This is a genomic window from Paenibacillus sp. FSL R5-0908 (genome assembly GCF_038006245.1).
GTDB classification, from domain to species: domain Bacteria; phylum Bacillota; class Bacilli; order Paenibacillales; family Paenibacillaceae; genus Paenibacillus_AQ; species Paenibacillus_AQ odorifer.
Window position 1 is genome coordinate 3,628,411 of the sequence record NZ_JBBOUV010000001.1, and the last position, 23,440, is coordinate 3,651,850.

General features: G+C 41.6%; 19 protein-coding genes, 1 pseudogene and 1 riboswitch. Of the genes and pseudogenes, 18 read left to right on the plus strand and 2 right to left on the minus strand.

Translation table 11 applies throughout. The features are described from left to right. Positions 1-57: 57 nt before the first annotated feature. Positions 58-552, minus strand: a complete 495-nt coding sequence (locus MKZ09_RS16615) for a DUF6803 family protein (protein ID WP_076205973.1) — start codon at positions 550-552, stop codon at positions 58-60. A gap of 129 nt (positions 553-681) precedes the next feature. Here MKZ09_RS16615 and MKZ09_RS16620 point away from each other — a divergent pair, with 129 nt between their 5' ends. Then, on the plus strand, positions 682-1,362 hold the full coding sequence (locus MKZ09_RS16620; RefSeq protein WP_076205976.1) for an HAD family hydrolase: 681 nt from the start codon (positions 682-684) through the stop codon (positions 1,360-1,362). After that, positions 1,359-1,955: a GNAT family N-acetyltransferase gene (locus tag MKZ09_RS16625; RefSeq protein ID WP_076205979.1), complete on the plus strand. Its 597-nt coding sequence runs from the start codon at positions 1,359-1,361 to the stop codon at positions 1,953-1,955. The genes MKZ09_RS16620 and MKZ09_RS16625 overlap by 4 nt, the downstream gene beginning before the upstream one ends. A gap of 688 nt (positions 1,956-2,643) precedes the next feature. Here MKZ09_RS16625 and MKZ09_RS16630 read toward each other — a convergent pair. Beyond that, positions 2,644-3,696 (minus strand): 2,3-butanediol dehydrogenase, encoded by a 1,053-nt coding sequence (locus tag MKZ09_RS16630; protein WP_076129368.1) that lies wholly within the window; start codon positions 3,694-3,696, stop codon positions 2,644-2,646. A 315-nt stretch (positions 3,697-4,011) separates the two neighbouring features. Here MKZ09_RS16630 and MKZ09_RS16635 point away from each other — a divergent pair, with 315 nt between their 5' ends. The 16 genes and pseudogenes from MKZ09_RS16635 to MKZ09_RS16710 all read left to right on the plus strand — a co-directional run bounded on the left by MKZ09_RS16635 (position 4,012) and on the right by MKZ09_RS16710 (position 23,435). Beyond that, positions 4,012-5,034, plus strand: a complete 1,023-nt coding sequence (locus MKZ09_RS16635) for a LacI family DNA-binding transcriptional regulator (protein WP_076204132.1) — start codon at positions 4,012-4,014, stop codon at positions 5,032-5,034. 112 nt (positions 5,035-5,146) lie between these two features. Continuing rightward, positions 5,147-6,079, plus strand: coding sequence for a cysteine synthase A (gene cysK / locus MKZ09_RS16640; RefSeq protein ID WP_076129370.1), 933 nt, complete (start codon positions 5,147-5,149; stop codon positions 6,077-6,079). Positions 6,080-6,953: 874 nt separating this feature from the next. Beyond that, a complete protein-coding gene (locus tag MKZ09_RS16645) occupies positions 6,954-8,495 on the plus strand; it encodes a TPM domain-containing protein (protein WP_076204129.1) in 1,542 nt (513 codons plus the stop codon). A gap of 174 nt (positions 8,496-8,669) precedes the next feature. Then, entirely contained in the window at positions 8,670-9,797 is a 1,128-nt protein-coding gene (locus MKZ09_RS16650) for a phosphodiester glycosidase family protein (RefSeq protein ID WP_076134994.1), read from the plus strand. Positions 9,798-9,917: 120 nt separating this feature from the next. Continuing rightward, the gene (locus MKZ09_RS16655) at positions 9,918-10,850 is read left to right on the plus strand and encodes a LysR family transcriptional regulator (protein WP_076204126.1); all 933 of its coding nucleotides are present in this window, start codon (positions 9,918-9,920) and stop codon (positions 10,848-10,850) included. Between the two features lie 16 nt (positions 10,851-10,866). Then, on the plus strand, positions 10,867-11,976 hold the full coding sequence (locus tag MKZ09_RS16660; protein WP_076134991.1) for a 5-methyltetrahydropteroyltriglutamate--homocysteine S-methyltransferase: 1,110 nt from the start codon (positions 10,867-10,869) through the stop codon (positions 11,974-11,976). A 139-nt stretch (positions 11,977-12,115) separates the two neighbouring features. Next, the gene (locus MKZ09_RS16665) at positions 12,116-13,243 is read left to right on the plus strand and encodes a 5-methyltetrahydropteroyltriglutamate--homocysteine S-methyltransferase (protein ID WP_076204122.1); all 1,128 of its coding nucleotides are present in this window, start codon (positions 12,116-12,118) and stop codon (positions 13,241-13,243) included. Positions 13,244-13,408: 165 nt separating this feature from the next. Continuing rightward, a complete protein-coding gene (locus MKZ09_RS16670; RefSeq protein ID WP_036678376.1) occupies positions 13,409-14,131 on the plus strand; it encodes a YebC/PmpR family DNA-binding transcriptional regulator in 723 nt (240 codons plus the stop codon). Positions 14,132-14,138: 7 nt separating this feature from the next. After that, positions 14,139-14,201: riboswitch (Fluoride riboswitch) on the plus strand. A gap of 67 nt (positions 14,202-14,268) precedes the next feature. Continuing rightward, a complete protein-coding gene (locus MKZ09_RS16675) occupies positions 14,269-15,579 on the plus strand; it encodes a voltage-gated chloride channel family protein (protein WP_076204119.1) in 1,311 nt (436 codons plus the stop codon). Between the two features lie 446 nt (positions 15,580-16,025). Beyond that, positions 16,026-17,591: pseudogene (locus MKZ09_RS16680) on the plus strand (ABC-F family ATP-binding cassette domain-containing protein). 95 nt (positions 17,592-17,686) lie between these two features. Beyond that, the gene (locus MKZ09_RS16685) at positions 17,687-18,976 is read left to right on the plus strand and encodes an amidase family protein (protein ID WP_076204115.1); all 1,290 of its coding nucleotides are present in this window, start codon (positions 17,687-17,689) and stop codon (positions 18,974-18,976) included. A 31-nt stretch (positions 18,977-19,007) separates the two neighbouring features. After that, positions 19,008-19,523 carry a GNAT family N-acetyltransferase gene (locus tag MKZ09_RS16690; protein WP_341041068.1) on the plus strand — a complete coding sequence of 172 codons (516 nt, stop codon included), beginning with the start codon at positions 19,008-19,010 and terminating at the stop codon, positions 19,521-19,523. A gap of 111 nt (positions 19,524-19,634) precedes the next feature. Beyond that, entirely contained in the window at positions 19,635-20,225 is a 591-nt protein-coding gene (locus tag MKZ09_RS16695; RefSeq protein ID WP_076204109.1) for an RNA polymerase sigma factor, read from the plus strand. Next, positions 20,203-21,828, plus strand: a complete 1,626-nt coding sequence (locus tag MKZ09_RS16700) for a DUF4179 domain-containing protein (RefSeq protein ID WP_076204105.1) — start codon at positions 20,203-20,205, stop codon at positions 21,826-21,828. Before MKZ09_RS16695 ends, MKZ09_RS16700 begins: the two co-directional genes overlap by 23 nt. A gap of 89 nt (positions 21,829-21,917) precedes the next feature. Further along, entirely contained in the window at positions 21,918-22,145 is a 228-nt protein-coding gene (locus MKZ09_RS16705; protein WP_036678084.1) for a hypothetical protein, read from the plus strand. 129 nt (positions 22,146-22,274) lie between these two features. Continuing rightward, complete coding sequence (locus MKZ09_RS16710; RefSeq protein ID WP_076204102.1) at positions 22,275-23,435, plus strand: alanyl-tRNA editing protein; 1,161 nt, start codon at positions 22,275-22,277, stop codon at positions 23,433-23,435. Positions 23,436-23,440: the final 5 nt, after the last annotated feature.

The window sequence follows — 23,440 nt, forward strand, 5'->3', positions numbered from 1 at the left end:
ATCAAGGGTTTATCCTTGATCTGCTTTTTGACTTAGATTACGTTATGTTAATAAACTTTAATGCATCATATCGCCCATCCCACTCATACTGCCCACAATTTCCGGATTAATCATCCCGAATATCATCGCGATATGCGCCACGACCAAGAATCCACTAATAAGCAGAAAATGCAGCTTCATCTTGTGCTCTTCCGATCGTTTACGGGCAATCAGACCAAGATCTAACAAAGCTAGTGGCAATAAGAAGAGTACTCCGCTTAAATAGAAGCCCACGGCTACGATATCAACCCATGTGTGCCAATCCCCATTCACAGACAAAGGAATAAACGCAGTTAGGAACAAGTAGAGGAATACACCTGTGAAATATATCCCTGCGAGTATGCTGCAGACTTTGTTGAAGGATCGTAGCGGGCCTGTTAGATTCTTGGTGAACAAAATAATAAACTCTGTAATGGTAATCGTCTCAGCGAAAATCACGGGGATTGCCATGAATATAATCAAGTTCCAAGGCTGGTTGTCCGCTAGCAAAGACATGTAATGCGTCATGTTCATAAGATACTCCTCCGATAATATGTAATAGCTTCGGTTACTTATCGTATTCGAGAAGTATGTGGAAAGTATGTGGAAACGAAGGTATGATAAATATATGCAATAATAACAGTCGAGGGGAGCAAGACAACCGTGGGAAGTGGATTACAAAACATTTTATTTGATTTAGATGGTACTTTAACAGACCCCAAAGAAGGCATCACCAAAAGCGTAGAATATGCTTTGAACAAATTTGATATACAGATCGAACATTTGGATGAGCTTCTTCCTTACATAGGTCCTCCGTTATATGATTCATTTATCGAGCTGCACCATTTCACTGAGGAACAAGCGCTTCAAGCGGTTGCTTTTTACCGGGAGCGTTACAGTGCCACGGGATTATTTGAGAATATGGTGATTGAAGGTATACCCCAATTGCTGGAGGGACTTAAGACGAATGGATACTCATTGTATGTAGCAACCTCCAAACCGACTGTTTTTGCAGCACAGATTCTTGAGCATTATAAGCTCGATCATTATTTCAAACATATCGGAGGAAGTAATCTGGACGGTACCCGTTCTAAGAAGCAAGAGGTTATTCAGTACGTGCTTGATGAGAATGACATACATCCAGAGGAAGCGGTAATGATAGGAGATCGTAAGCATGATATCATCGGTGCTATTGGCTGTGGTGTCGAATCTATTGGAGTGACTTTTGGTTATGGTCCCAAGGAGGAGCTTGAACAAGCCGGAGCAGACCATATCGCCTTTCGTGTGGAAGAAATTGCAGATATCATTCAGCATATTTCATTGAGAGAACGGTGCACCAAATGAGTGTTATGAATACTGTAATACTTGACGGGAAATCGATTAAGCTGGTTCCAATAGATGAAAGTCATGCAGAAGGATTGGCGAAAGTGTTAAGAAATCCAGACATCTGGGAATTTACCTGGCGAAAAATAACGTCGGACGAGCAGGTGCAAGGATTAATCTCAACAGCTTTAGCGAATCAAAAGAACGGTTCACAAATTACCTTTACTATCATTGATAAAGCAACGGAGCGAATTATCGGAACCACTCGTATTATGCATCCGGATTTGGTTCATCGTAACGCTGAAATTGGATGTACCTGGATCTCACCAGACTATTGGAGAACTAGTGTGAACACAGAAGGCAAGTCGCTGCTGCTACACTATTGTTTTGAAGAACTAAAGCTGATCCGCGTAGAATTTACAGTGGTCGCGAACAACTTGAGGTCACAAAGAGCAGTAGAACGAATAGGGGCGGTTAAAGAAGGGGTTCTGCGCAAGCATAGAATCAAGTCTGACGGATCGATTCATGATAATGTGGTTTTTAGCATATTGGATACCGAATGGCCTGCTGTAAAAGAGAAGCTGCATTATTTGATAAATGATAAATACGCATAAGTATAGATGAAGCAAACAAACGGGCTAGGGGCCGTTCCATAGGGAGCTACACTTCATCTATAATTGAGGAATCAGAGTGGTGACGGAAGCAATTTGTTAAAGCAGAGTGAGCGTTTAATTGTATTTTGTACAACTATAATTCCTTAATTGATCGGGGCATAGATATAACTGTATTTAGTACATCTATATTCCTCATTTAATTCCTTATAGGTGGATTTTCAGGGTTTTAATTGTACAGAATACAATTAAAACAAGAATAGTTACTTTTGCATACGGAATAAGTGTACAGAATGCAGTTATTTCACATTTACCCTATATCACTCTCCATTATCTCATTCGAATCCTTTAATTTCGGTACCAGAAGTATACCAAGAGGGAATGCACCGGAAGCTACGTTCTGTCTGAAAGGATTTCTTCAAGGCATCAGACTTGCAACTCCTGCTTAGTGAGGATAAATATACTTTGGTAGATCAGCGGATGATTAAGCGAGTTACGTCAGAGTGTATAAGGATTTGCCCATAGATTTGCTTAAGCCCCCAACAGATCAAAAATACCAGGCAGTGATACTCCAATTCCCGGAGAATCGCTGCCTGGTTGTTTTTTTAATAACATAGACCGCTACAAATTCTAAAAAGAGCTGCTTGGGGCAGCGCCTTCTTTTATGATTCAGCCAATAGGCTGCTTATGGTTATTGTTTAGGACTTACAAGGATTTTCACTTGATTTTTTTCTTTCAAAAGAGCCTCAAACCCGTGATCAATCACTTCATTCAGTTTAATTCTCTTAGTAACAAGTTTTTCAGCAGGGAAGTACCCTTGTTCCATCAAGCTAATTACAGCGGGGAAAACATCACGGTAACCAATGATACCAGTTAAGTTGCGTTCTTTAAGTACGATATTGTTTGGAGTAATCGTAGCATCTTTTTCGAAAATACTAACGATCATGATTTGTCCACTCAATTTAGTGGAATTAATGGCTTGGGTTAGAACGGGAGGTACACCTGTCACTTCAAACGCAACATCTACGCCACCATCGGTACGTTTTTGAATTTCTTCGACCACATCATATTGTTTAGGATCGATTACAATACCACCAAGTTCTTCAGCTTTACTCTTACGTTCCTCGGAAAGTTCTACCACATAGATTTCAGCTGCGCCGGATGCTTTCAAAGCTTCAATGACCAGCAAACCGATTGGGCCAGCACCGAATACTACAGCTTTATCTCCAACCTTCAGTTGACTGGAACGAACAGCGTGTAGAGCAACGGCAGAAGGTTCCACCAGAGCACCTTGTTCATAGGATAAGCTGTCTGGAATTTTGTGCACCATATGTTGGTCTGCTGCGACGTATTCTGAGAATCCACCGCCACCACCAGCCAAACCTAGGAAGCCCATTTTTTCACAAAGATTATATTTACCTTGTCGACAAGCCACACATTCACCACATGCAAAAACAGGCTCGACGACGACGCGATCACCAACATTAAACTTGCTAACGCCTTGACCTACTTCTACGATTTGTCCAGAGAATTCATGTCCCATTACGACTGGAGCTTTTTCACCAGTAAGGGGATGATCTGTTCCTTGGGGAATGAAAATAGGGCCGGCTACATATTCGTGAAGATCGCTGCCACAAATTCCGCACCATTCGATTTTGATTTTCACTTTTCCTTCAAGGGCTGCTGGTTCTTCAATCGTTTCTAACCGTAGATCTTTGACGTTATGCCATCTTAATGCTTGCATATCATTCATCTCCTAGATTAATAATTGATAATAAATAGTATTTTATTTCTGTAAAAGAGGAAACGTTTCCGAGAACAAATATGTCACATAATTTTCATATTGTCAAATTTAAATAATGAAAATATTAATATCGAAAATTAGTGAAATATTTCACTAAAATAGAGTTATATCAAGCCTTTAGGCTCGCAGTAGTCGCTGAGATAAGTATTCTTCTATGTACTATTATGTTATAATCTTTACATGGGAATTTTGATTTTAGATGTGTGGAATAGAGATCAATACGAAAACGATTCCGGAAATAAGGGGACTATCAGAGTGGCTAATAAAAACAAAGTAACCATAGAGGATGTAGCGAAACGGGCGGGGGTAGGTATTGCTACTGTCTCAAGAGCCATTAATAATTCAGAGGGAATTAGTTCCAAGACTAAGGCGCTGGTACTGCAAGTGATTGAGGAGATGGGTTTCACTCCAAATACCTCTGCGCAAAGCCTCAAAATCCGCCAAACGAAGCAGATTGCTCTGGCCGTTCCTGACATTCGCAACGCAATTATTCCGGATATCGCCTGGTCCGTAGAGCAAGCCGCCAAACAACATAGCTATCGGGTAATTCAAATTAATACTTCTGGCAACCCGCGCACTGAGCTCGAAACGATTCGTGAGGTCAAAAAATTACATGTAGATGGACTCATTATCATGCCTCTCGCTTATCCAAAGACCATGGTAGAGTTAATTAATAAATCGAGTGTTCCGGTCTCCATCATTAACTACGGGAAAAGAATCACAGAAAATGTGAAAGCTGACGTCGTTAGTTTGTCACGTTTTGAAGGACAATTAGTGATGGAGCATTTAATCAATATCGGTCGTTCTAGAATTGCATATGCAGGGGTACAAAAAGATCTTATTGAAGATCGTTATCTTGCTTATCAGCAAGCTTTAAATCAAGTGGATATTTCGCTTGTTTATTTTGGCGAAGACTTTTCCTTGCAAACTGGACTACAAGCCGCTGACTATTTCTACAGCCTGACGCATATGCCGGACGCTATTTATGCAGTGAATGACATGGTGGCCATAGGTATTGTGAATCGATTTAAAGAATTAGGCGTTCGTGTTCCAGAAGATGTGGCGGTGGTTGGGGTAGATAATAACGCATGGACAACTATCACAACGCCTCAGATTAGTTCAGTTTCCATCATGGGGAATGAAGTGGCACGATTAGCCACACAGCTTCTTTTGCAACGTATACAGGATAATATTACCGGGGAGTATCAAAGGGTGCAGCTTGATCCGCGATTAATCGTGCGAGAGTCAAGTGTTTCGGTTAGACGTAGTACGAATTAAAGGCCTCAAGTTTGCGACTACTAAGAATGAATAGGTTGTAAATCCTTTAAATCCTGCTAGACTTAATACAGAGTAATTTGATTGGAAATTAAGAAATGAGGTGCGGATCATTATGGCTAATATTTATAAGAGCTTAACCGATCTGATCGGAAATACACCGTTATTAGAGATTTCAAAGTATAGTAAAACCCAAAACGTAGAAGCAAGGGTTCTTGCCAAGCTGGAATCTTTTAATCCTGCAGGTAGTGTTAAAGATCGTATTGGGTATGCAATGATCAAAGACGCGGAAGAGAGAGGTCTCATTAATAAAGATTCTGTCATTATTGAGCCTACTAGTGGAAACACTGGGATAGGACTTGCTTTTGCAGCTGCTAGCTTAGGGTATTCACTGATCATCGTCCTACCAGATACATTTAGTATTGAACGCCGTAAATTAATGCTGGCATTAGGTGCTGAGCTTGTGTTAACACCGGGAACTGAAGGAATGAGCGGAGCTGTAAGAAAGGCAGAACAATTAGCTGCGGAAATTCCAAATTCATTTATTCCTCAACAATTCAGCAATCCTGCGAACCCGGAAATACACAGAACGACTACAGCAGAGGAAATTTGGCGGGATACCGATGGAGATGTTGATATTTTCATAGCGGGTGTTGGTTCTGGAGGCACTATTTCGGGTGTTGGGAAAGCGTTGAAAGAAAAGAACCCCGCAGTCCAAATTGTCGCCATCGAGCCGTTTGACTCCCCTGTTTTATCAGGGGGCCGTCCTAAGGGACATGGGATTCAGGGCATTGGAGCAAACTTTATTCCTGAGAATTACGATAATGAAGTAGTGGATGAGATTTTTCAGGTAAAAAATGATGATGCCTATAGCGTATCACGTGCTCTTGCGCGAACAGAAGGATTGCTGGTGGGTATCTCCTCCGGAGCAGCTGTTTACGCAGCTACACAAATCGCTAAGCGTCCTGAGAATAAGGACAAGACCATCGTGGTGATTCTGCCGGATACCGGTGAACGTTACTTAACCACTACGCTGTTTGATTTTTAACGGAACATGAGCGCTAGCTCCAACTAATTGGCTTTAAAAAGCAAGCAAAAGGTTCAGCTATAGGCTGAGCCTTTTTGTTGTTGGAGTATTGGCTGTATATTTCCAGATAACGGGTACTCAAGTAACTAAGAAGTTTAAGAGGAATCCAAAACTCCAATTTTGTATAGTAGCCAAGGAAGTTCAGTGTGTTACGGACCGTATTGCAGCTATTGCGCCTTTTAAGCTCATTTTGCTGCGTTATCGGACTGTATAGCACTTATTGGCCAACATTTATGGATAAGTGGTGTGGTTTTAAGTAAATAGCTGCAACTGAGTCCGATAGCCTGCCGCAAACCCGCAAATGAACAAAATAACGTCTCCTGAGTCCGATGCATCGGCGAAAAGTATGTTATCCAGTAGGAGGATTCCAAGCCTCCCATTATCTCAAGTGGCCAAGGAAGTTCAGTGTGTTACGGACCGTATTGCACCTATTTCGCCTTTTAAGCTCATTTTGCCGAGGTATCGGACTGTATAGCACTTATTGGCCAACATTTGTGGATAAACAGTGTGGTTTTGAGTAAATAGCTGCAACTGAGTCCGATAGCCTGCCGCAAACCCGCAAATGAACAAAATAACGTCTCCTGAGTCCGATCTATCGGCGAAAAGTATGTTATCTCAGTAGGAGGATTCCAAAACTCCAATGCTCTTGAGTTTGATCCATCAACACAACACGATGATTGCCCCTAAAGCGACTTGCACGCCTCAAATCACCCGCCTAACAAACTCTAACCGTTTTTCCTGTTGTGTAATTTCCAGTTTAGAATAAAATGGAACTATTCCGCTAACCGCGCGTAACCGATAAATAAGAGAGATAATGATAGATCAGGAGGTACATATGAACACGAGAACTCTAAAAATACTGCTACATACCACACTTGCTGCCTTATTATTAAGTGTATTGCTTTTGCCGGCTGTAAGTTTAGCTAAAACTGCTGTACCTAAGCATACAGGGTCATTTTATGTGAATGATTTTGCGAATGTGATTGACGAGAAAGCAGAAAATTACATGGTGAACTACGGTATTCGCTTACATCAGGCTACTGGAGCTCAAGTTGTGCTTGTAACTGTCGACTCTACTGAAGGGGTTTCGATGGAAGAGTATGCAAAATCGCTTTTCAATAGCTGGGGTGTGGGGGCTGCGGATAAAAATAACGGTCTGCTGCTGCTCCTTTCTATAAAAGATGATGATTACTGGGCGGTACAAGGTAAAGGTATAGAGGAATCATTGCCTAACAGTAAGATTAAAGAGATTCTTTCACAATATCTTGAGCCGGATTTCGCAGCTAAAACATACAGTAATGGTGCTAGGAAGACGTATGGAGCTTTCATTCAAGCTATGGGTGGCACTTGGGCAGAAAATGTTGGCACCAAAAATTACGTATCCGATAATGCGGGTGTGCTCAAAAAAGTAACTAAAGACTATCTGAACGATTCCAGCAACAGATATAAAACAACAACCGGAAGTGGAATTTATGTAGTCACCGTAAAAAATGCTGGAGATAAAACATTGCAGGACTATACCTATATGAAGTTTGCTTCGGTAGGTGCTGGTCCTAAGGATGTTATGCTTGTATTGGACATAAGCGGAGACAACTATCATGTTCTACAAGGCAAGGATATCGACAAGGTTTTAACCAATGAGGTTATTAGTAATATTTTAAATACCGTGCTTGAACCCCAATTTGTGAAAAAAGATTACGGAACGGGAGCTACAACGACAGTTAATTCGTTCTACAGTTTCTTGTTAGCGAGAGCGGATCATCCGCAAGGAGTCACTGGAAACAACGGAAACAATGTTAATTCTGGAACTACAACGAATTCTGGTACTTCCTCTACTACAGCTACAAGTGGAGGTGAGGCGGTTAGTAAAAGCAAGGCTTTTCTAATTTTCTCAGCGATTTTTGGTTCGCTCATCTTATTTGGATTTACTGCTTCACGACGCAATAGATATATAGAAATGTATGGTTTGCCATTTAATCCATATAGTCAAAGGAATATACGCCGTTATGGTCCTTGGCATGGTCAAGCGGATTACGGTTATGGCAGACGCTGGCACAGACGTTATTATCATCACCATCATAATCATCATAGAAATACACCATCCAATAACTCACAGTCAAGCTTCTGGGGAAACAGTGGTGGCGGAGGCTCTACTAACGGTGGCGGTGCAGGAAGGTATTCCTCAAGCAACGAGAACCATGGTGGTGGAGGTTCCAGCAGTGGTGGAGGAGCAGGAAGACATTCTTCCAGCTCTTCAAGCAGCAGCAGATCTAACAATGATAGTGGCTCTTCTGGTGGAGGAGGTTATTCCGGCGGTGGTGGCTCATCAGGTGGCGGCGGTAGCGCTAGCGGCGGCGGTGGAGTAGGAAGACATTAGAATTTGATTAGCTATATGTGAGCAGGTAGCCAAAACTTTGGAAACCTGCTCTTTTTTGTTTTTGAAATGATGACTATTACTCAAATAGAAACTTTTAACGAAAATCATCGTCTATGATAAGGACGAGTTGTACATATTATCAAATTAGTAATATTTAGGGAGGAATACTCAGAAGTGAGCACTTCATCATTACCTCAACGTTCCAATGCACGCAATAAGAAACCTGTAAAGAAACCAATGAAAAAGCGGAAGAAACGGAGTTTTTTTCGCACCTTATCCAAAGTTTTTTTATTCTGCTTATTCTTAATGATCGCTGCTGGTGGATGGCTTTATTTTGCACCCTCGGCTCAGAACTTACGTTATACAATCGCAGACACGCTAATAACAACACAACATCGCTATATGGCTAAATATATTATAGGGGAAGATCAACTGAAGGACCGGGTAACAGAATATACCGCCCGTTTTGAAGAGATGGGGGACGAAATAGATACACATACGATCGCTCCCGAACCTGAGGTGGTTGAGAAACCACTTGTCGAGATTGAAAATGTCTCAGGCAGTGGGTATACAGGATATGTAATGATTGTTAATGATCCAACCAAAGTCCGGCTAGGAATACCTAATAAGATTGGTTCAGGTGAAAAAGTAACCAGTATGGTGAAACGTACAGGCGCTATCGCTGGAGTTAACGGTGGTGGGTTCGCTGATCCAAACTGGAAAGGTAACGGATTTAAACCTATCGGTATTGTGATCTCACAAGGTAAGTTATATTACAACGGTCTCGGTGGCAAGAAATCCACGCAAATCGTTGGTCTTGATAAACAAGGGAAGATGGTTGCCGGGAATTATACACTAGATGAGATTAGTAAAATGGGTGTTCAGGAGGCAGTTACTTTTAGCCCACGGCTAATCGTCAATGGCAAAGGATTGATTAAGAATGCAGCGGAAGGTTGGGGAATTGCACCTAGAACAGCGATGGGCCAGCGAGCTGACGGAGCGATTATATTTGTTGTTATTGATGGAAGACAACCTACTTATAGTATTGGGGCAAATCTATACGATGTACAGCAAATCCTTCTTAAGCATGGAGCAGTGATTGCCGCCAATTTGGATGGAGGTTCTTCTACCGTACTGGTAAAAGACAACGAGATTATGAACAAGCCGTCCTCTCAATATGGGGAACGATATTTACCTACGGCTTTTCTTGTATTTGAGCACCCTGAGCAAGTCGATATGCCGAATATTTGGAAGGGACTAGATCCTGCCATGATTGATGCTGGGAAAAAGAGATCACAATAAGTATGCATTATTAAGCACATAATAAGGATTATCTTGGAATGAGATGTGTATTTATGCTACGATATCACCTAGCATGAAACAGAATACAGAACTAACAGGTCTGGAACAGGGGGAATAGGAGTGACGTTGCAACAACTCCGCTACGCTATCGAAATTGCAAATAGTGGCTCCATGAATGAGGCGGCAAAGAAGCTCTTTGTTTCTCAACCGAGCCTGTCCAATGCCATTAAAGAGTTAGAAAGTGAACTGGGGATTACGATTTTTGAGCGGACCAACCGTGGAATCAGTATTTCCGTTGAGGGAATGGAATTCCTGGGTTATGCCCGCCAAATTATTGAACAGACGGAGCTTATGGAGAATCGTTATACTGGGAAAAAGCGTAGTCCGATCTATTTTTCTATCTCTACGCAGCACTACGCCTTTGTGGTTGATGCCTTTGTAAATCTCATGAAGCACAATGACGTCTCAGAATACAATTTTAGCTTGAGAGAGACGCAAACCTACGAGATTATCGAAGATGTACGTACCTTGCGTAGTGATTTAGGAATTCTTTATATTAACGAGAGTAACTATAAGCATATGAATAAACTGTTTAGTGATGGCAATCTGAAATTCACACCACTTTTTAATACCGATCCGCATCTTTATGTTCGAACTGGACATCCGCTGGCTCGTAAAGAAGTTATTACTCAGGATGATATTGTGCCGTTCCCTTATATCACTTTTGAACAGGGTGAGAACAATTCTCTGCACTTCTCAGAGGAAATGTTAAGCTTTTCACAAATTGAGAAGAATATTAAGGTGAATGACCGAGCGACACTGACCAATTTATTAATGGGTACGGATTGCTATACGGTAGGCACAGGAATTCTGGCGTCTGATCTAAATGGTGATGGACTGAAGACGATTCCTTTTGAGAGCAATGAAGTATTTACGGTTGGCTGGATAGCGCATAAAGATCGCAGACCGAGTGTAATGGCATCTAAGTATATCGAGATTTTGAATGACCTGGTTTCAGGAAGTTATTTTGATCTAAATCATTTTTTACTATAGCAGTAGGAGGATCGGTATGATTAGACCCGTAATTGGCACCCAGAGAAATGCTCCACCCTTTCGCTACGATATCGTTGGCAGCTTCTTACGAACGGATGAGATTAAAGCAGCCCGCCTCCAATATGACAATGGTGAAATCACGGGCAGTCAGCTTCATGAAATTGAGAATATTGAAATCGCCAAATTACTGGATCTGCAAAAAGATGTGGGTTTATTGGCGGTCACTGACGGAGAATTTCGCCGTTCCTGGTGGCATCTCGATTTCTTTGTAGGGATTAAAGGAACTGAGAAGATTAACTTAAATCAAGGAAGAGCGGAAGCGGTTCAGCGCGCGGAATCTTTTCGAATTGTGGACCGAATTGCCTTTGAAGATCATCCAATGATCGAGCAATTTATCGCTTTGAAACAAATGGCCGGAGACAGAATTCCGAAAATGACGATCCCTTCACCCGCTTTATTTCACTTTGTGGAGGATTTTAACGGGAATGAAGTTTACCCGGATCAAGAAACCCTATTTCAAGATATTATTGCAGTTTACCGAACTGCAATCCAAGCGTTCTATGATGCAGGCTGCCGTTACCTCCAGTTAGACGATACAACTTGGGGAACGCTGTGTAGTGGTAGACATCGGGCGCATTTACGAAGTAGAGGTACAGATCCAGATCAATTGGCTAAGGATTACGTTAGGCTGATTAACGAGAGCATTGCCAATCGTCCAGATGATATGACGATCGCGCTTCACGTATGCCGAGGTAATTTCCGCTCCACATGGTTCGCAGCTGGTGGTTATGAGCCTGTTGCCGAGGTGCTTTTTTCCCATACAAAAGTTGATGCCTTTTTCCTGGAATATGATAATGAACGAGCTGGTGATTTCGAGCCTTTACGATTTATTAAAGACCAATTTGTAGTGTTGGGATTAGTGACAACCAAACATGGCGGTCTGGAGAGTAAAGAGCAGCTTAAGGCAAGGATCGAAGAAGCCGCGCAATATGTAGATATTGAGAAGCTGTGCCTAAGTCCTCAGTGTGGATTTGCTTCTACGGAGGAAGGAAATATTCTAACTGAAGAAGAGCAGTGGGATAAAATACGCCTTGTGATCGAAACCGCCCGAGAGGTCTGGTTATAACTAAATAAGCTAATTCGGTGGCCTGCTATAGCGTAAGCTTATGGTAGGCCATAGTTTTTAGGAGTTACCCTGTCCTGATTGTACAGTGCTATAGTGAATTCAACAGAAAAGCACAGACAATGAAGGAGGACGAACCCCTATGAGTACTATCCAAAAAGGAAAACAAAGAACTGAAGTGCCATTCAGAGTAGATATCGTTGGCAGCTTCTTACGTCCGGAAACGATTAAGAGAGCTCGTGTCCAATATCAAAATAATGAAATCTCCGCTGATGAATTGCGCAAGGTTGAAGATACAGAGATTGCCAGAGTCGTGAAAAGACAAAAAGCGGTCGGATTAAAAGGTGTAACGGATGGAGAGTTCCGCCGCTCCTGGTGGCATTTAGATTTTATGTGGGGCCTTGAAGGGGTAACAAAGAAAGTCAGCCCAGTGGGCTACCTGTTTAATGGTGTAGAGACCAGAGCGGAAACTGCAGAATTATCCGGAAAAATCCGTGGGACTAACCATCCGATGATCGCTGACTACAGACAATTGGTTAGCATAGCGGGAAATGATGTAGTAGCTCGCCAAACGATTCCTTCGCCAGCGCAGTTCCTTGCTGAACTTCAGCGCAATCAAAAGACTACTGTAGCGGTTTACAACAACCAGGATGAACTAGTGGCTGATATTGCTGCAGCTTATCGTGAAGTTATTCGCGACTTCTATGAGGCAGGTTGCCGTAATCTGCAATTGGACGACTGCACATGGGGGATGCTCTGTGATAAAGGATATTGGGAAGCTCGTCAAAAAGAGGGTGTAGATGTTAACGAAATCGCTAAGCTATACGCATTTGTAAATAACGAAGCGATAAAAGATCATCCAGCAGATATGGTAATTACGATGCATGTATGCCGTGGAAACTATGCGTCCACTTGGGCAACATCCGGCGGATACGAGCCTATCGCAGAAGTGTTATTCGGAACGGTGGATGTAGATGGTTTCTATCTGGAGTTCGATACGGATCGGGCCGGAGATTTTTCACCCCTTAGATTTATTAAAGATCAACAAGTGGTTTTAGGTTTGTTCAGTTCGAAGTCAGGTGAGCTTGAGAATAAAGAAGAAATCATAGGACGAATTAAAGAAGCTTCGCAATATGTGGATATCAATCAGTTGTGCCTCAGCCCACAATGTGGTTTTGCCTCTACGGAAGAAGGAAACCATCTGACAGATCAACAGCAATGGGACAAACTGCAGTTTATTAAAGAGATTGCAGATGAAATATGGCAGTAATCTATAAAAAATTAGCAGGCTCCTGATTGAATCAGAAGCCTTTTTCTATTCGTATTGTGACAGCTTGGAGGATTAACCTACTACTGCACTTTACTAGAGCTATCGAAGAAGGGTATAATAAGTAACAATTGTTTTTAATTCATGTTGAAAGAGAGCGGGAACAATATGGGTCGTAAGTGGAATAATATTAAAGAAAAGAAAGCTTCCAAAGACGCAAACACAAGTCGTGTTTATGCAAAGTTTGGTGTTGAGATTTATGTAGCAGCAAAGAAGGGTGAACCCGATCCAGAAGCGAACCGGGCTCTGAAAGTTGTATTAGAACGTGCAAAAACTTACAATGTACCAAAAGCGATCATTGACCGTGCGCTTGATAAAGCTAAAGGCAGCGCTGAAGAAAATTATGAAGAGCTTCGTTATGAAGGATTTGGACCTAGCGGTTCAATGATCATCGTTGATGCGCTCACAAATAACGTTAATCGGACAGCTCCATTAATCCGTTCAACCTTCAGTAAGAATGGCGGAAATATGGGTGTCAGCGGATCAGTAGCTTACATGTTTGACTCTACGGCCGTTATAGGTGTGGAAGGTAAAACTGCTGATGAAGTAATTGAAATGATGTTTGATGCAGAACTTGATGTACGCGATGTGCTGGAAGAGGATGATGCAGTTATTGTTTATGCAGAGCCTGATCAGTTCAATGCAGTGCAAGAAGTATTCAAAAATGCAGGCATCACTGAATTTACTGTTGCTGAGTTAAACATGCTTCCACAAAACTATGTGGCACTCCCAGAAGATGCTCAAGCTCAATTCGAGAAATTGATTGATGCTTTGGAAGACCTGGAAGATGTTCAACAAGTGTATCATAACGTAGATTCAGAAGAAGAATAATTTAAGTTTTATAAAGGGCGATGGAGTTCGCCATAACTGTCTCTCTGAGACTAATGACTCCTACCAGTGTGAGCTTCCCTGGTAGGGGTCTGTTTTATTGTTGTGACTAATTTATTTTGTCCTTAGGAGCTGTCGAGATGAATCCATGGTCTGCCCGATGGTTTGAAATCACTAAGAAGCGAAGTTATTTTGCACTTTGGAGTACTTTTATCAAATGGATTGTGCTTGGTAGTGTGGTTGGCATTTTATCCGGCACTGCCTCTGCTTTTTTTCTGAAAAGCTTGGATTACGTTACAGATGTACGTTTAGAGCATCCGTGGCTACTTTATTTGTTGCCTCTTGGGGGAGTACTCGTTAGTTTCTTATATATGCGTTACGGAAAAAACAGCGCTAAAGGTAATAACCTTATTATAGAACAAATTCAAGACGGCCAAGAGACTATACCTTTGAGAATGGCTCCATTGGTGTTGTTCGGAACATTAGTAACCCACTTATTCGGTGGATCCGCTGGGCGTGAAGGGACAGCTGTTCAAATGGGCGGAAGCCTTGCGGAATGGTTCGGAAAGCTGATTAAAATCAGTCCTATGGATCGCAAAATATTGTTAATGTGCGGAATTAGCGGTGGTTTTGGATCTATATTCGGCACTCCACTAGCAGGAACTTTGTTTGGTCTAGAGGTAGTAACCATTGGACTTATTAGTCAACAGGCATTACTTCCATGTTTTGTGGCTAGTTTTGTTGGTGATCTGGTCACCACTCGATTGTGGGGTGTTCATCATACGCACTATGTAGTGAATGAATTTCCAGCCTTAAGTTTAATGATTATTCTAAAAGTGGTATTGGCCTCTGTAATTTTTGGTCTCGTGAGTATGCTTTTCAGTGAACTGACTCATTTTCTAAAAAGAATCTTCACCGCCATGATAAGCAATCCAATGATAAAAGGTGCAGTAGGTGGATTAATTATCATTGCCTTAGTATTCCTTGTAGGGTCTCGTGATTACTTAGGCCTCGGAATTCCATTAATCAAGGATTCTTTTGAGGGAAATGTCTCACCGTTTGCCTTTTTATGGAAGTTGGTCTTTACTGCCTTTACCTTAGGAACAGGATTTCAGGGTGGTGAGGTTACTCCGTTATTTGCGATTGGTGGCACACTAGGCAATGCTTTGGCTGGAATATTACATGTGTATGGACCCTTTTTAGCTGCCCTTGGTTTTATTGCTGTCTTCTGTGGAGCTACTAGCACGCCTATCGCTTGCTTTTTAATGGGGATCGAGCTGTTTGGTTCGGAAGGAGCCATATACATGTTTATCGCTTGTGTGGTGAGTTATTTATTCTCCGGACATAGTAGTATTTATACTTCACAGCTTATTGGTGTATCGAAGAGCCAGTTTATTACAATTCCTCAAGGGACTAGGATCGGTACGGTCAATCGCACCCGCAAAAAATAAGAGGACCTCTCGGATGATGGTTGACAAGTGCGGGTACACGATTTAAAATGTAGCCAAACGAAGGGATGGTTCAACATGATTCATGTGGAAACTGAAAAATTATATACCAGAAGCTGCTCCGAACAATCGGATACAAACGATGAAACGTTGTCCGGAGCTTAATCGAAAAGCGGATCGCTTTTTATATCATCGAAAGATAGCTAGGTCATTTTAGTATGATTATTCATGCTTATTTGATTACGCCATCTTCCGATGTTAATGATTAAGAGGCTGTAGACAATTTTCGTCTACAGCCTTTTGTGTTTATAATGTTCAGTTTCTAAACTGACAATTATCTATTTGTGCCGTCTATTCGTGCACTAATAAGCAGAAGGCTTGCGCCCAAGGGCGCGGTGTCTTCTGCTTTTTTTTGTGCTTAAAAACAATTATAGAAAAGAGGAAAGCAAATGAGTTTACTTGAGGTTTCTAATTTATCACATGCTTTTGGAGATAAAGTGCTGTATAAACAGGTTGCTTTGGAAGTCTACAAAGGGGAGCATGTAGGTGTAGTGGGTCAGAATGGAACAGGGAAAAGCACATTGATTGGTATTCTGACGGGCGAGGTGATTCCTGATGGTGGAACGATTAAATGGCAGCCTAATATCAAAATAGGTCATCTTGATCAATACGCGGTTATTGATGGGTCAAGTACCGTTCAAAGTTATTTAAGGAGAGCGTTCACTGAATTATACGAAATGGAAGAAAAGATGAATGCACTTTATGCGGAATGTGCTGTTACTGGCAATGAAGTGCTTTTGCAGAAGGCAGCAGACCTTCAGGAACGACTTGAGGCGCTCGACTATTATTCTATCGAGAGCAATATCAGTAAAGTGGTTACGGGGCTAGGATTAAATGCAATGGGGATGGACCGTCCTATTGATCAGCTTAGTGGGGGGCAGCGAACCAAAGTTATATTGGCAAAGCTGTTGCTTGAACAACCTGATGTGTTATTGCTCGACGAGCCCACCAATTATCTCGACACCACGCATATTAACTGGCTTGCTGAATATCTGATAGCGTTCGATCAAGCCTTCATTGTGGTCTCTCATAACTATACTTTTCTCGATAAAATATCAACAAGCATTTGCGATATTGAAGGGGAAACGATTAAAAAATATCATGGCAAATATGCTGATTTTTTGAGACAGAAGGAGCATTTTCGCGAGAGCCATATCCGGCAGTACCATGCACAGCAGAAAAAAATTGAAGCCACTGAGCAATATATCCGGAAAAATGGTGCTGGTGTTAATTCTAGAATTGCCCGTGGCCGTCAGAAGCAGCTGGATCGTATGGAGAGAATCGCTGCACCGACGTTTGTCACTAAAGCATCTATCCGTTTTCAAGAGCTTTCTGTTAATGCACAAGTTGCGCTTAGAGTAGACCATCTTGTGGTTGGTTACGATAAGCCGCTGCTGCCAAAATTAACATTTTCGATATGAGGAGGACAAAAGATAGTCATAACAGGCTTTAACGGGATCGGAAAATCAACATTGCTGAAAACATTAGTTGGCCAAATCCCCTGTGTTGCCGGAGCGTTCCGCTTTGCCGAACAAGTCTCTATTGGTTACTATGAGCAAGATTTAATTTGGGAAAACGATAACATGACACCTATAGAAATCGTCTCATCGTTTTATCCAAAATTGACTATTAAGGAAATACGTCGTCATCTAGCATTATGTGTTGTAAAAGATAGTCACGTTACACAGCCTATCCGTACACTCAGCGGTGGCGAACAATCCAAAGTTAAGCTGTGTCTTTTATTGCTTACAGCATGTAATTTCTTAATCTTAGACGAGCCCACCAATCACTTAGATGCCGAAACAAAAGATGCTTTACAGAATGCTTTAATCCAATTTAAAGGTACAGTGATTCTAGTTTCTCATGAGGAGCAATTTTATCAAGGGTGGGTGGATCGTGTAATCAATATTGTGGATGAAAATAGAAATAGAGAACTAAAGTATAGCCATAGATAAGATTAACTAGTAACATGAAGATGTTCCAAATTAATACAATATTCTTCGAAAGGTTTCCTGGTTTAGGTGAATATTAAGGAGGGCTCCAATCAGACATGTACATTAATAAATCTTCATTAGCTCAGTTTGCTCAGGGCAATAAGACCTCAGATGTGACCATGGATAGATATCTTACTCAATATTTAGATCTTTACGATAAGGTAGAACCACACGTGCGTGCTTTTGTGCCAGAGGAGAACCGAGCAGATAGAATAAAAAATGAAGTGTCTAGGGTAAGAGAGAAGTATTCGGAATTTCCTAAACCATCGCTATATGGAATACCTGTTGGAATCAAAGATTTAATTCACTTAGACGGGTTGCCTACCTGTGCAGGGTCGAACCTCCCCCCACAAGCTTTGACGAAGTCTGAGGGCAGTTTTATTCAAAAGCTTCGGCAAAAAGGGGTTTGGTTCACCGGCAAAACAGTGACGGAGGAATTTGCTTATGCCGGACCTATCACGACCCGTAATCCTCATCAGCTGGATCATACGCCTGGCGGCTCTAGTGCAGGCTCTGCTGCTGCGGTTGCCGCGGGCATCTGTCCATTTGCGATAGGTACACAAACCTTGCGTTCTGTTATGGCACCTGCTTCATTTTGCGGAGTGGTCGGCTTTAAACCCGGCTATGCGCGTATCCCTATAGATGGTGTCCGATTGCTGTCGCCATCTTTTGATACGTTTGGATTTTTCACTCAGGATATGGAGGGTATGGACTTTCTCGCCGCGGAGCTAGTAACAGAATGGAAACCATTTAATGAAGCTCGTAAACCTGTACTAGGGATACCCGAAGGTGTATACATGACATTATTGGAGGATGACACCAAGATAACCTTTCAGAAGCAGCTTAAGAAGCTTGAGGAAGCAGGGTTCAGCATAAAAACAGTTGCAATGCCGTGGGAAGATAGCTTTATCTACGGAGAGGCTATGGTGCGGTTTGTTTACGGAGAAATGGCGCAAGTCCATCATTCACTATTTGATATTTATAAAGATCTTTATGATGATACCGTACGGCAGGCTATTTTATCTGGACGAACCATCACTGAGGAAGAACTGGAAGGATACCGTAGCGGACAAATCAAGCTCAGAAATGATCTATTAGATGTGCAGAAGTCACAGGGGATTGATCTGTGGGTTTCGCCGGCTCAGGCAGGAACAGCTCCGCTGTGGGGTTCACGAACCGGATGGACCGGAATGACGGCCATTTGGTCATATGCTGGAGCGCCTGCGGTGAGTATTCCAGCTGCCTCTATAAATAACATGCCTTTAGGTTTTCAATGTATCGGGGCATATGGTAGAGATGAAGAGTTAATTTATTGGAGTAAAGTGGTTTCTTTAGCGCTTCAATGATTCTATGGCTTTAGAACTAGAAGGTGTTAAGTTGAACAATCAAAGTGTTGTGTTTCCTGCGTTGCATACAGCAAGAATTGAATTGCGGATTTTAAATCTAGAGGATGCAAATGTAGTATTTAGACATTTTTCTGATGAAGAAGTAACTAGATATATGGACATTGAGCCCTGCAAAGACCTCATAGAAGCTGAAGAAATCATTCAGTATCATTTGGAGGATTTGGGTTGTAGATGGGGTATGTTTGAAAAAGCGAATAATGAGTTTATCGGCACCTGCGGATATCATTATTTAAGAAGAGTAGGTAATGAATTTACAGCAGAGGTAGGCTATGACTTATCCAGAGCGTTCTGGGGCAAAGGCTACATGTACGAAGTGATGAAAGAGATTATTGATTTGGGATTCTTGAAATTGGGGTTTACTAGTATTGACGCTACAGTTGAGCCAGAGAATGTTAGATCCATAATGCTGCTAGAACGATTAGGGTTTGAGCAGGACGCTGAACTTCGTGATCAATTGTTGTATTTTGTTCTAAAACGCAATCGGTAGATTACACAGTAGGTCTTCGTTTTATTTGAAGATCTACTTTTTTTTGTATAAAGTGAGAGTTTTTTAAATAGGGACCGTCTATATAGTATCGTGCTTCAAGGAGGCTTCAAGGTGAAGGGACATGTACCGAAAGTTGAAAAAGAGGATGAGAGGCTATGGATCCAAAATGTTCTCGATGGACATAAAGAAGACTATTCGTATCTTGTAAATCGATATAAGAATAAAATTTATGGGCTTTTGCGAGGAATGGGGGCCAATCATCAAGATGCACAAGACATAACGCAGGAGACGTTTATTAAAGCTTACCGCAAGCTGGCCTCACATGATTTGGATAAGAATTTTGCGGCGTGGCTATATGCTATCGCGACTAATTTACTGAAGGATTTGTGGAAAAAAGACCGACCGACAGCGAGTTTGCCGGACGACAATGCCGAGCATTCTCTTTCGGATAATCCAGAAGAAGAATTAATGCGATCGGAGTATCGCACAGAGCTGCAACACCTGATGCAGAAGCTCCCTTCTAATTATCGTACGGCTTTACTGCTTCGTTATACCAATGATTTAAGCTATGAAGAAATGTGTATGGTTCTAGATGTTCCATTAAGCAAGATTCAAAATGATTTATACCGGGCTAAACAGCGTTTGAAGCAGCTAATTACACTCCAGGAGGTGAAGACCGATGAGGTGCTTAAATTCCTATGAGATCGAAGAATATATTTTAAGCAAATCTATCTTACGAGATCAAGCCGTAGCTGAACATATGGCAGCTTGTACGCAATGTAATATGATCTACGAAGCAGAGCTTGAAGAACAAGCAGAATGGTCGCAGGCTATGTATGAAGAGCGCTTACCAGATTCATTTACTGCTCAAGTAATGGCTTCTTTGGAACAAGTAGAGCTAGAGGAATTTACTCCAACACAAAGGAATCGCAAGCATCCGAAGCGCAATAAGTTGCTGAGATTATTTATGGGTGCGGCGTTGTTACTGGTTGTGCTAAGTGCCGTGATCTTATATTCCGTTCCTACACTGGCAGAGACTTTACGTTCTCTTTTTGTAAAAAACAACATGGACATTGGCCTTCTACGAGCACAAGAATTTGGGTTAGTAGAACATCCTAATATTAAGGTGAAGAATAAGGGCTACACTATCAAAATAGATGAAGCGGTGGCAGATCCTACACGGGTAATTGTTGCGTTACAGTTGTTTGGACCGGATGGAAAGCATGATAAAAAACGCTTGGTCCTTAATGATGGGAACAGTATTGCGATTAAGGATGATCAAGGGAAGGTTGTTGGGGAGTTATACGATATAGGATTTACCAGTGACTTTTACTATTTGATCGCTAATTTCACAGAACCTCTGCAAACTGATCGAATTACGGTCGAAGGTCATATTACTGAATTGGGAAGTGAACGCAAGAATATCCCTACTCTTAAAGGCGATTGGAATTTCAATTTTTCGATGGATATGACAGAAGCGAATAAACAAACGACCTCCATGCCACTAACGGGTAGCTACACCTCCCCGGACGGTTTAACTGTGACCTTGAAAAAATTAACTCATATGGTGCAAGGTGTTCGTTTTGAGTTTGATACGCAATTGAGTGAAGAGGCAATGACCCGTTCTCCAGGCGAACTATGGAAGCAACAGGGCTTGAAATTCCATTTCGAGGATATAGCAGGCGAAGAGATTCACAGTGTTAATGCTAGAAAGTTTCCTAATAAGAATAGCGTTATGTCCTACTCTAACCTTCCCGGGGCAACAAAGGGACTTATGCACTGGAGCTATACTTTTAAATATTTACCGCAGGATACGCCTTATACTTTCGTATTGGATGGATATTTCATCCCAGAGAAGGATGGTTCTAGTGTGCAATTTGAGCCTGCCAAGTTGAAAGAACATCCGATTCCCTTTGCATTTGACGGGGATAAACTGATGTTAAATGATTTTACAGTGGAATCGTCTCCCGATAACAATGTATCAGCGAAGGAGGGGGTATTACATTTTAGAGGAAGATTGAGAAATGAGTTTATAAATAGTGAATGGATATTTAAGACACTAGATGGCAAGGAGTACAAACTCACTGGACAAGGAGCTCTTACTACCAAAGGGGCAGGATGGAAAGATGGTTATATTGAATTTATCGAGTCTCAGTCAAATAATCAAAAGAAATATTTCCAATTCCGTGCCGATGGCCTTACACAAATTCCCGAGCAGCTTCAATTAGTGCGCACGATAAACAATCGAATGTATACTAATGTAGACTGGTCCGTTCCTATCATGGAAGCTAGCAAAAAAGAGTAAATATAGTTATTTGGTTTCCGGATTGTACAAGCAAATAAGGGGGAATAAGCATCTCATATACTATCACAATCGAAAAGAGGTGGTAGTTTATGACTGCTGCAGAGAAGAGAAAAATTCAAAGAGCTTTGAACGCATTGCGTAAGCAAAGAGTGATTCTGAAAGAAAGTCTTAAAAGAATTGAAGCCATTCTTTGCAGGTTGCCTATTGGCAGTCGTGAAAGATTTGAATTGTTAGCAGTAAGAGACTCAATAGTAGAAGCGCTTCGACTAAATGCAATTGCCATTAGAAATTTAAAAGATGCTACTTGTTCTTGTTAATTATCCTAATACCAGTTCTACGCAGTTTTTGCGTGGAGCTGGTTTTTTTGAAATAATAAGATTCACACTATCCGTTATGATACTATAAACTTAATATGTCGATAACGTAAAAAAGAGAGGAAACCATTTATGACCAACAAACTATACTACAATTCTACATACCTGACTGATTGGCAAACCCGTGTGACTGAAACCATAGAACGAGAAGATGGTCTTTATGTTCTTTTAGAGGAGACGGCTTTTTATCCGCATGGTGGTGGACAACCCTGTGATCTTGGAGCTATTCAGGGAATTCCTGTGCTTGATGTAATCAGTGAGGAAGAGCTTGTACTGCATAAGCTGGAACGTTTACCTAATGGGGAGTCGGTAACTTGTCAGATCGATTGGAATAGAAGATTTGACCATATGCAGCAGCATAGTGGCCAGCATTTGCTCTCAGCGGTTTGTCTAGAAAAACATAACTTTATGACCTTAAGCTTTCATCTAGGTGAGGACTATTGCACTGTTGATATAGAAGTGCCAGAACTGTCTGCTGATCAACTGTACTCCATAGAGAGAGAAGTTAATCGGCAGATTTACTTAAATCACAATATTCTCAGCTATTTCGTAACAGGGGAAGAGGCTTCACAGCTTAAATTGGTTAAACAGCCAAAAGTGACAGAGAACATCCGGATTGTTGAGATCAAAGATGTTGAATACAACGCTTGTGGGGGGACACATGTGTCCTCAACGGGTGAAATTGGAATGATTAAGCTTTTGAAAGCTGAGAAAATAAAAGCGAACACGCGGATTTATTTTAAATGTGGATATCGTGCTTTAGAGGAATTTAATACTAGTCAGCGAATCCTTGGTACACTATCTTCCAAATTCAACACAGGCAAAGATGAGATTATTGATCGAATTGAAAAATGGGAAAATGAACAAAAGCTGCTGCAAGCTGAAATTAATCTGCTTAAAGAAAAAAATGATGATTATGTTGTGCAAGAGCTTTTAAATGAGCAAGGGGGAAAGATGATCGCACAAGTTTTTGAGGATAAATCGCTAAAAGATCTACAGAGCTTAGCTAATAAGCTGACTTCGAAATGTGATCTTACTGTATTATTAGCTACTTCTGCGGAGAATAAGGTTGTGTTTGCGCAGAATGGGAGCACGGAGATTTCCTGTGGAGCTTTTTTCAAAGCTCATCTAGGCAGCTATAATGGTAAAGGCGGGGGCAGCGATAAACTGGCGCAAGCAGGATTCCCAACTTGGGAGGATGCTTTGGCATTTTATGAGTTTGCTAGAGGGTGAGATGA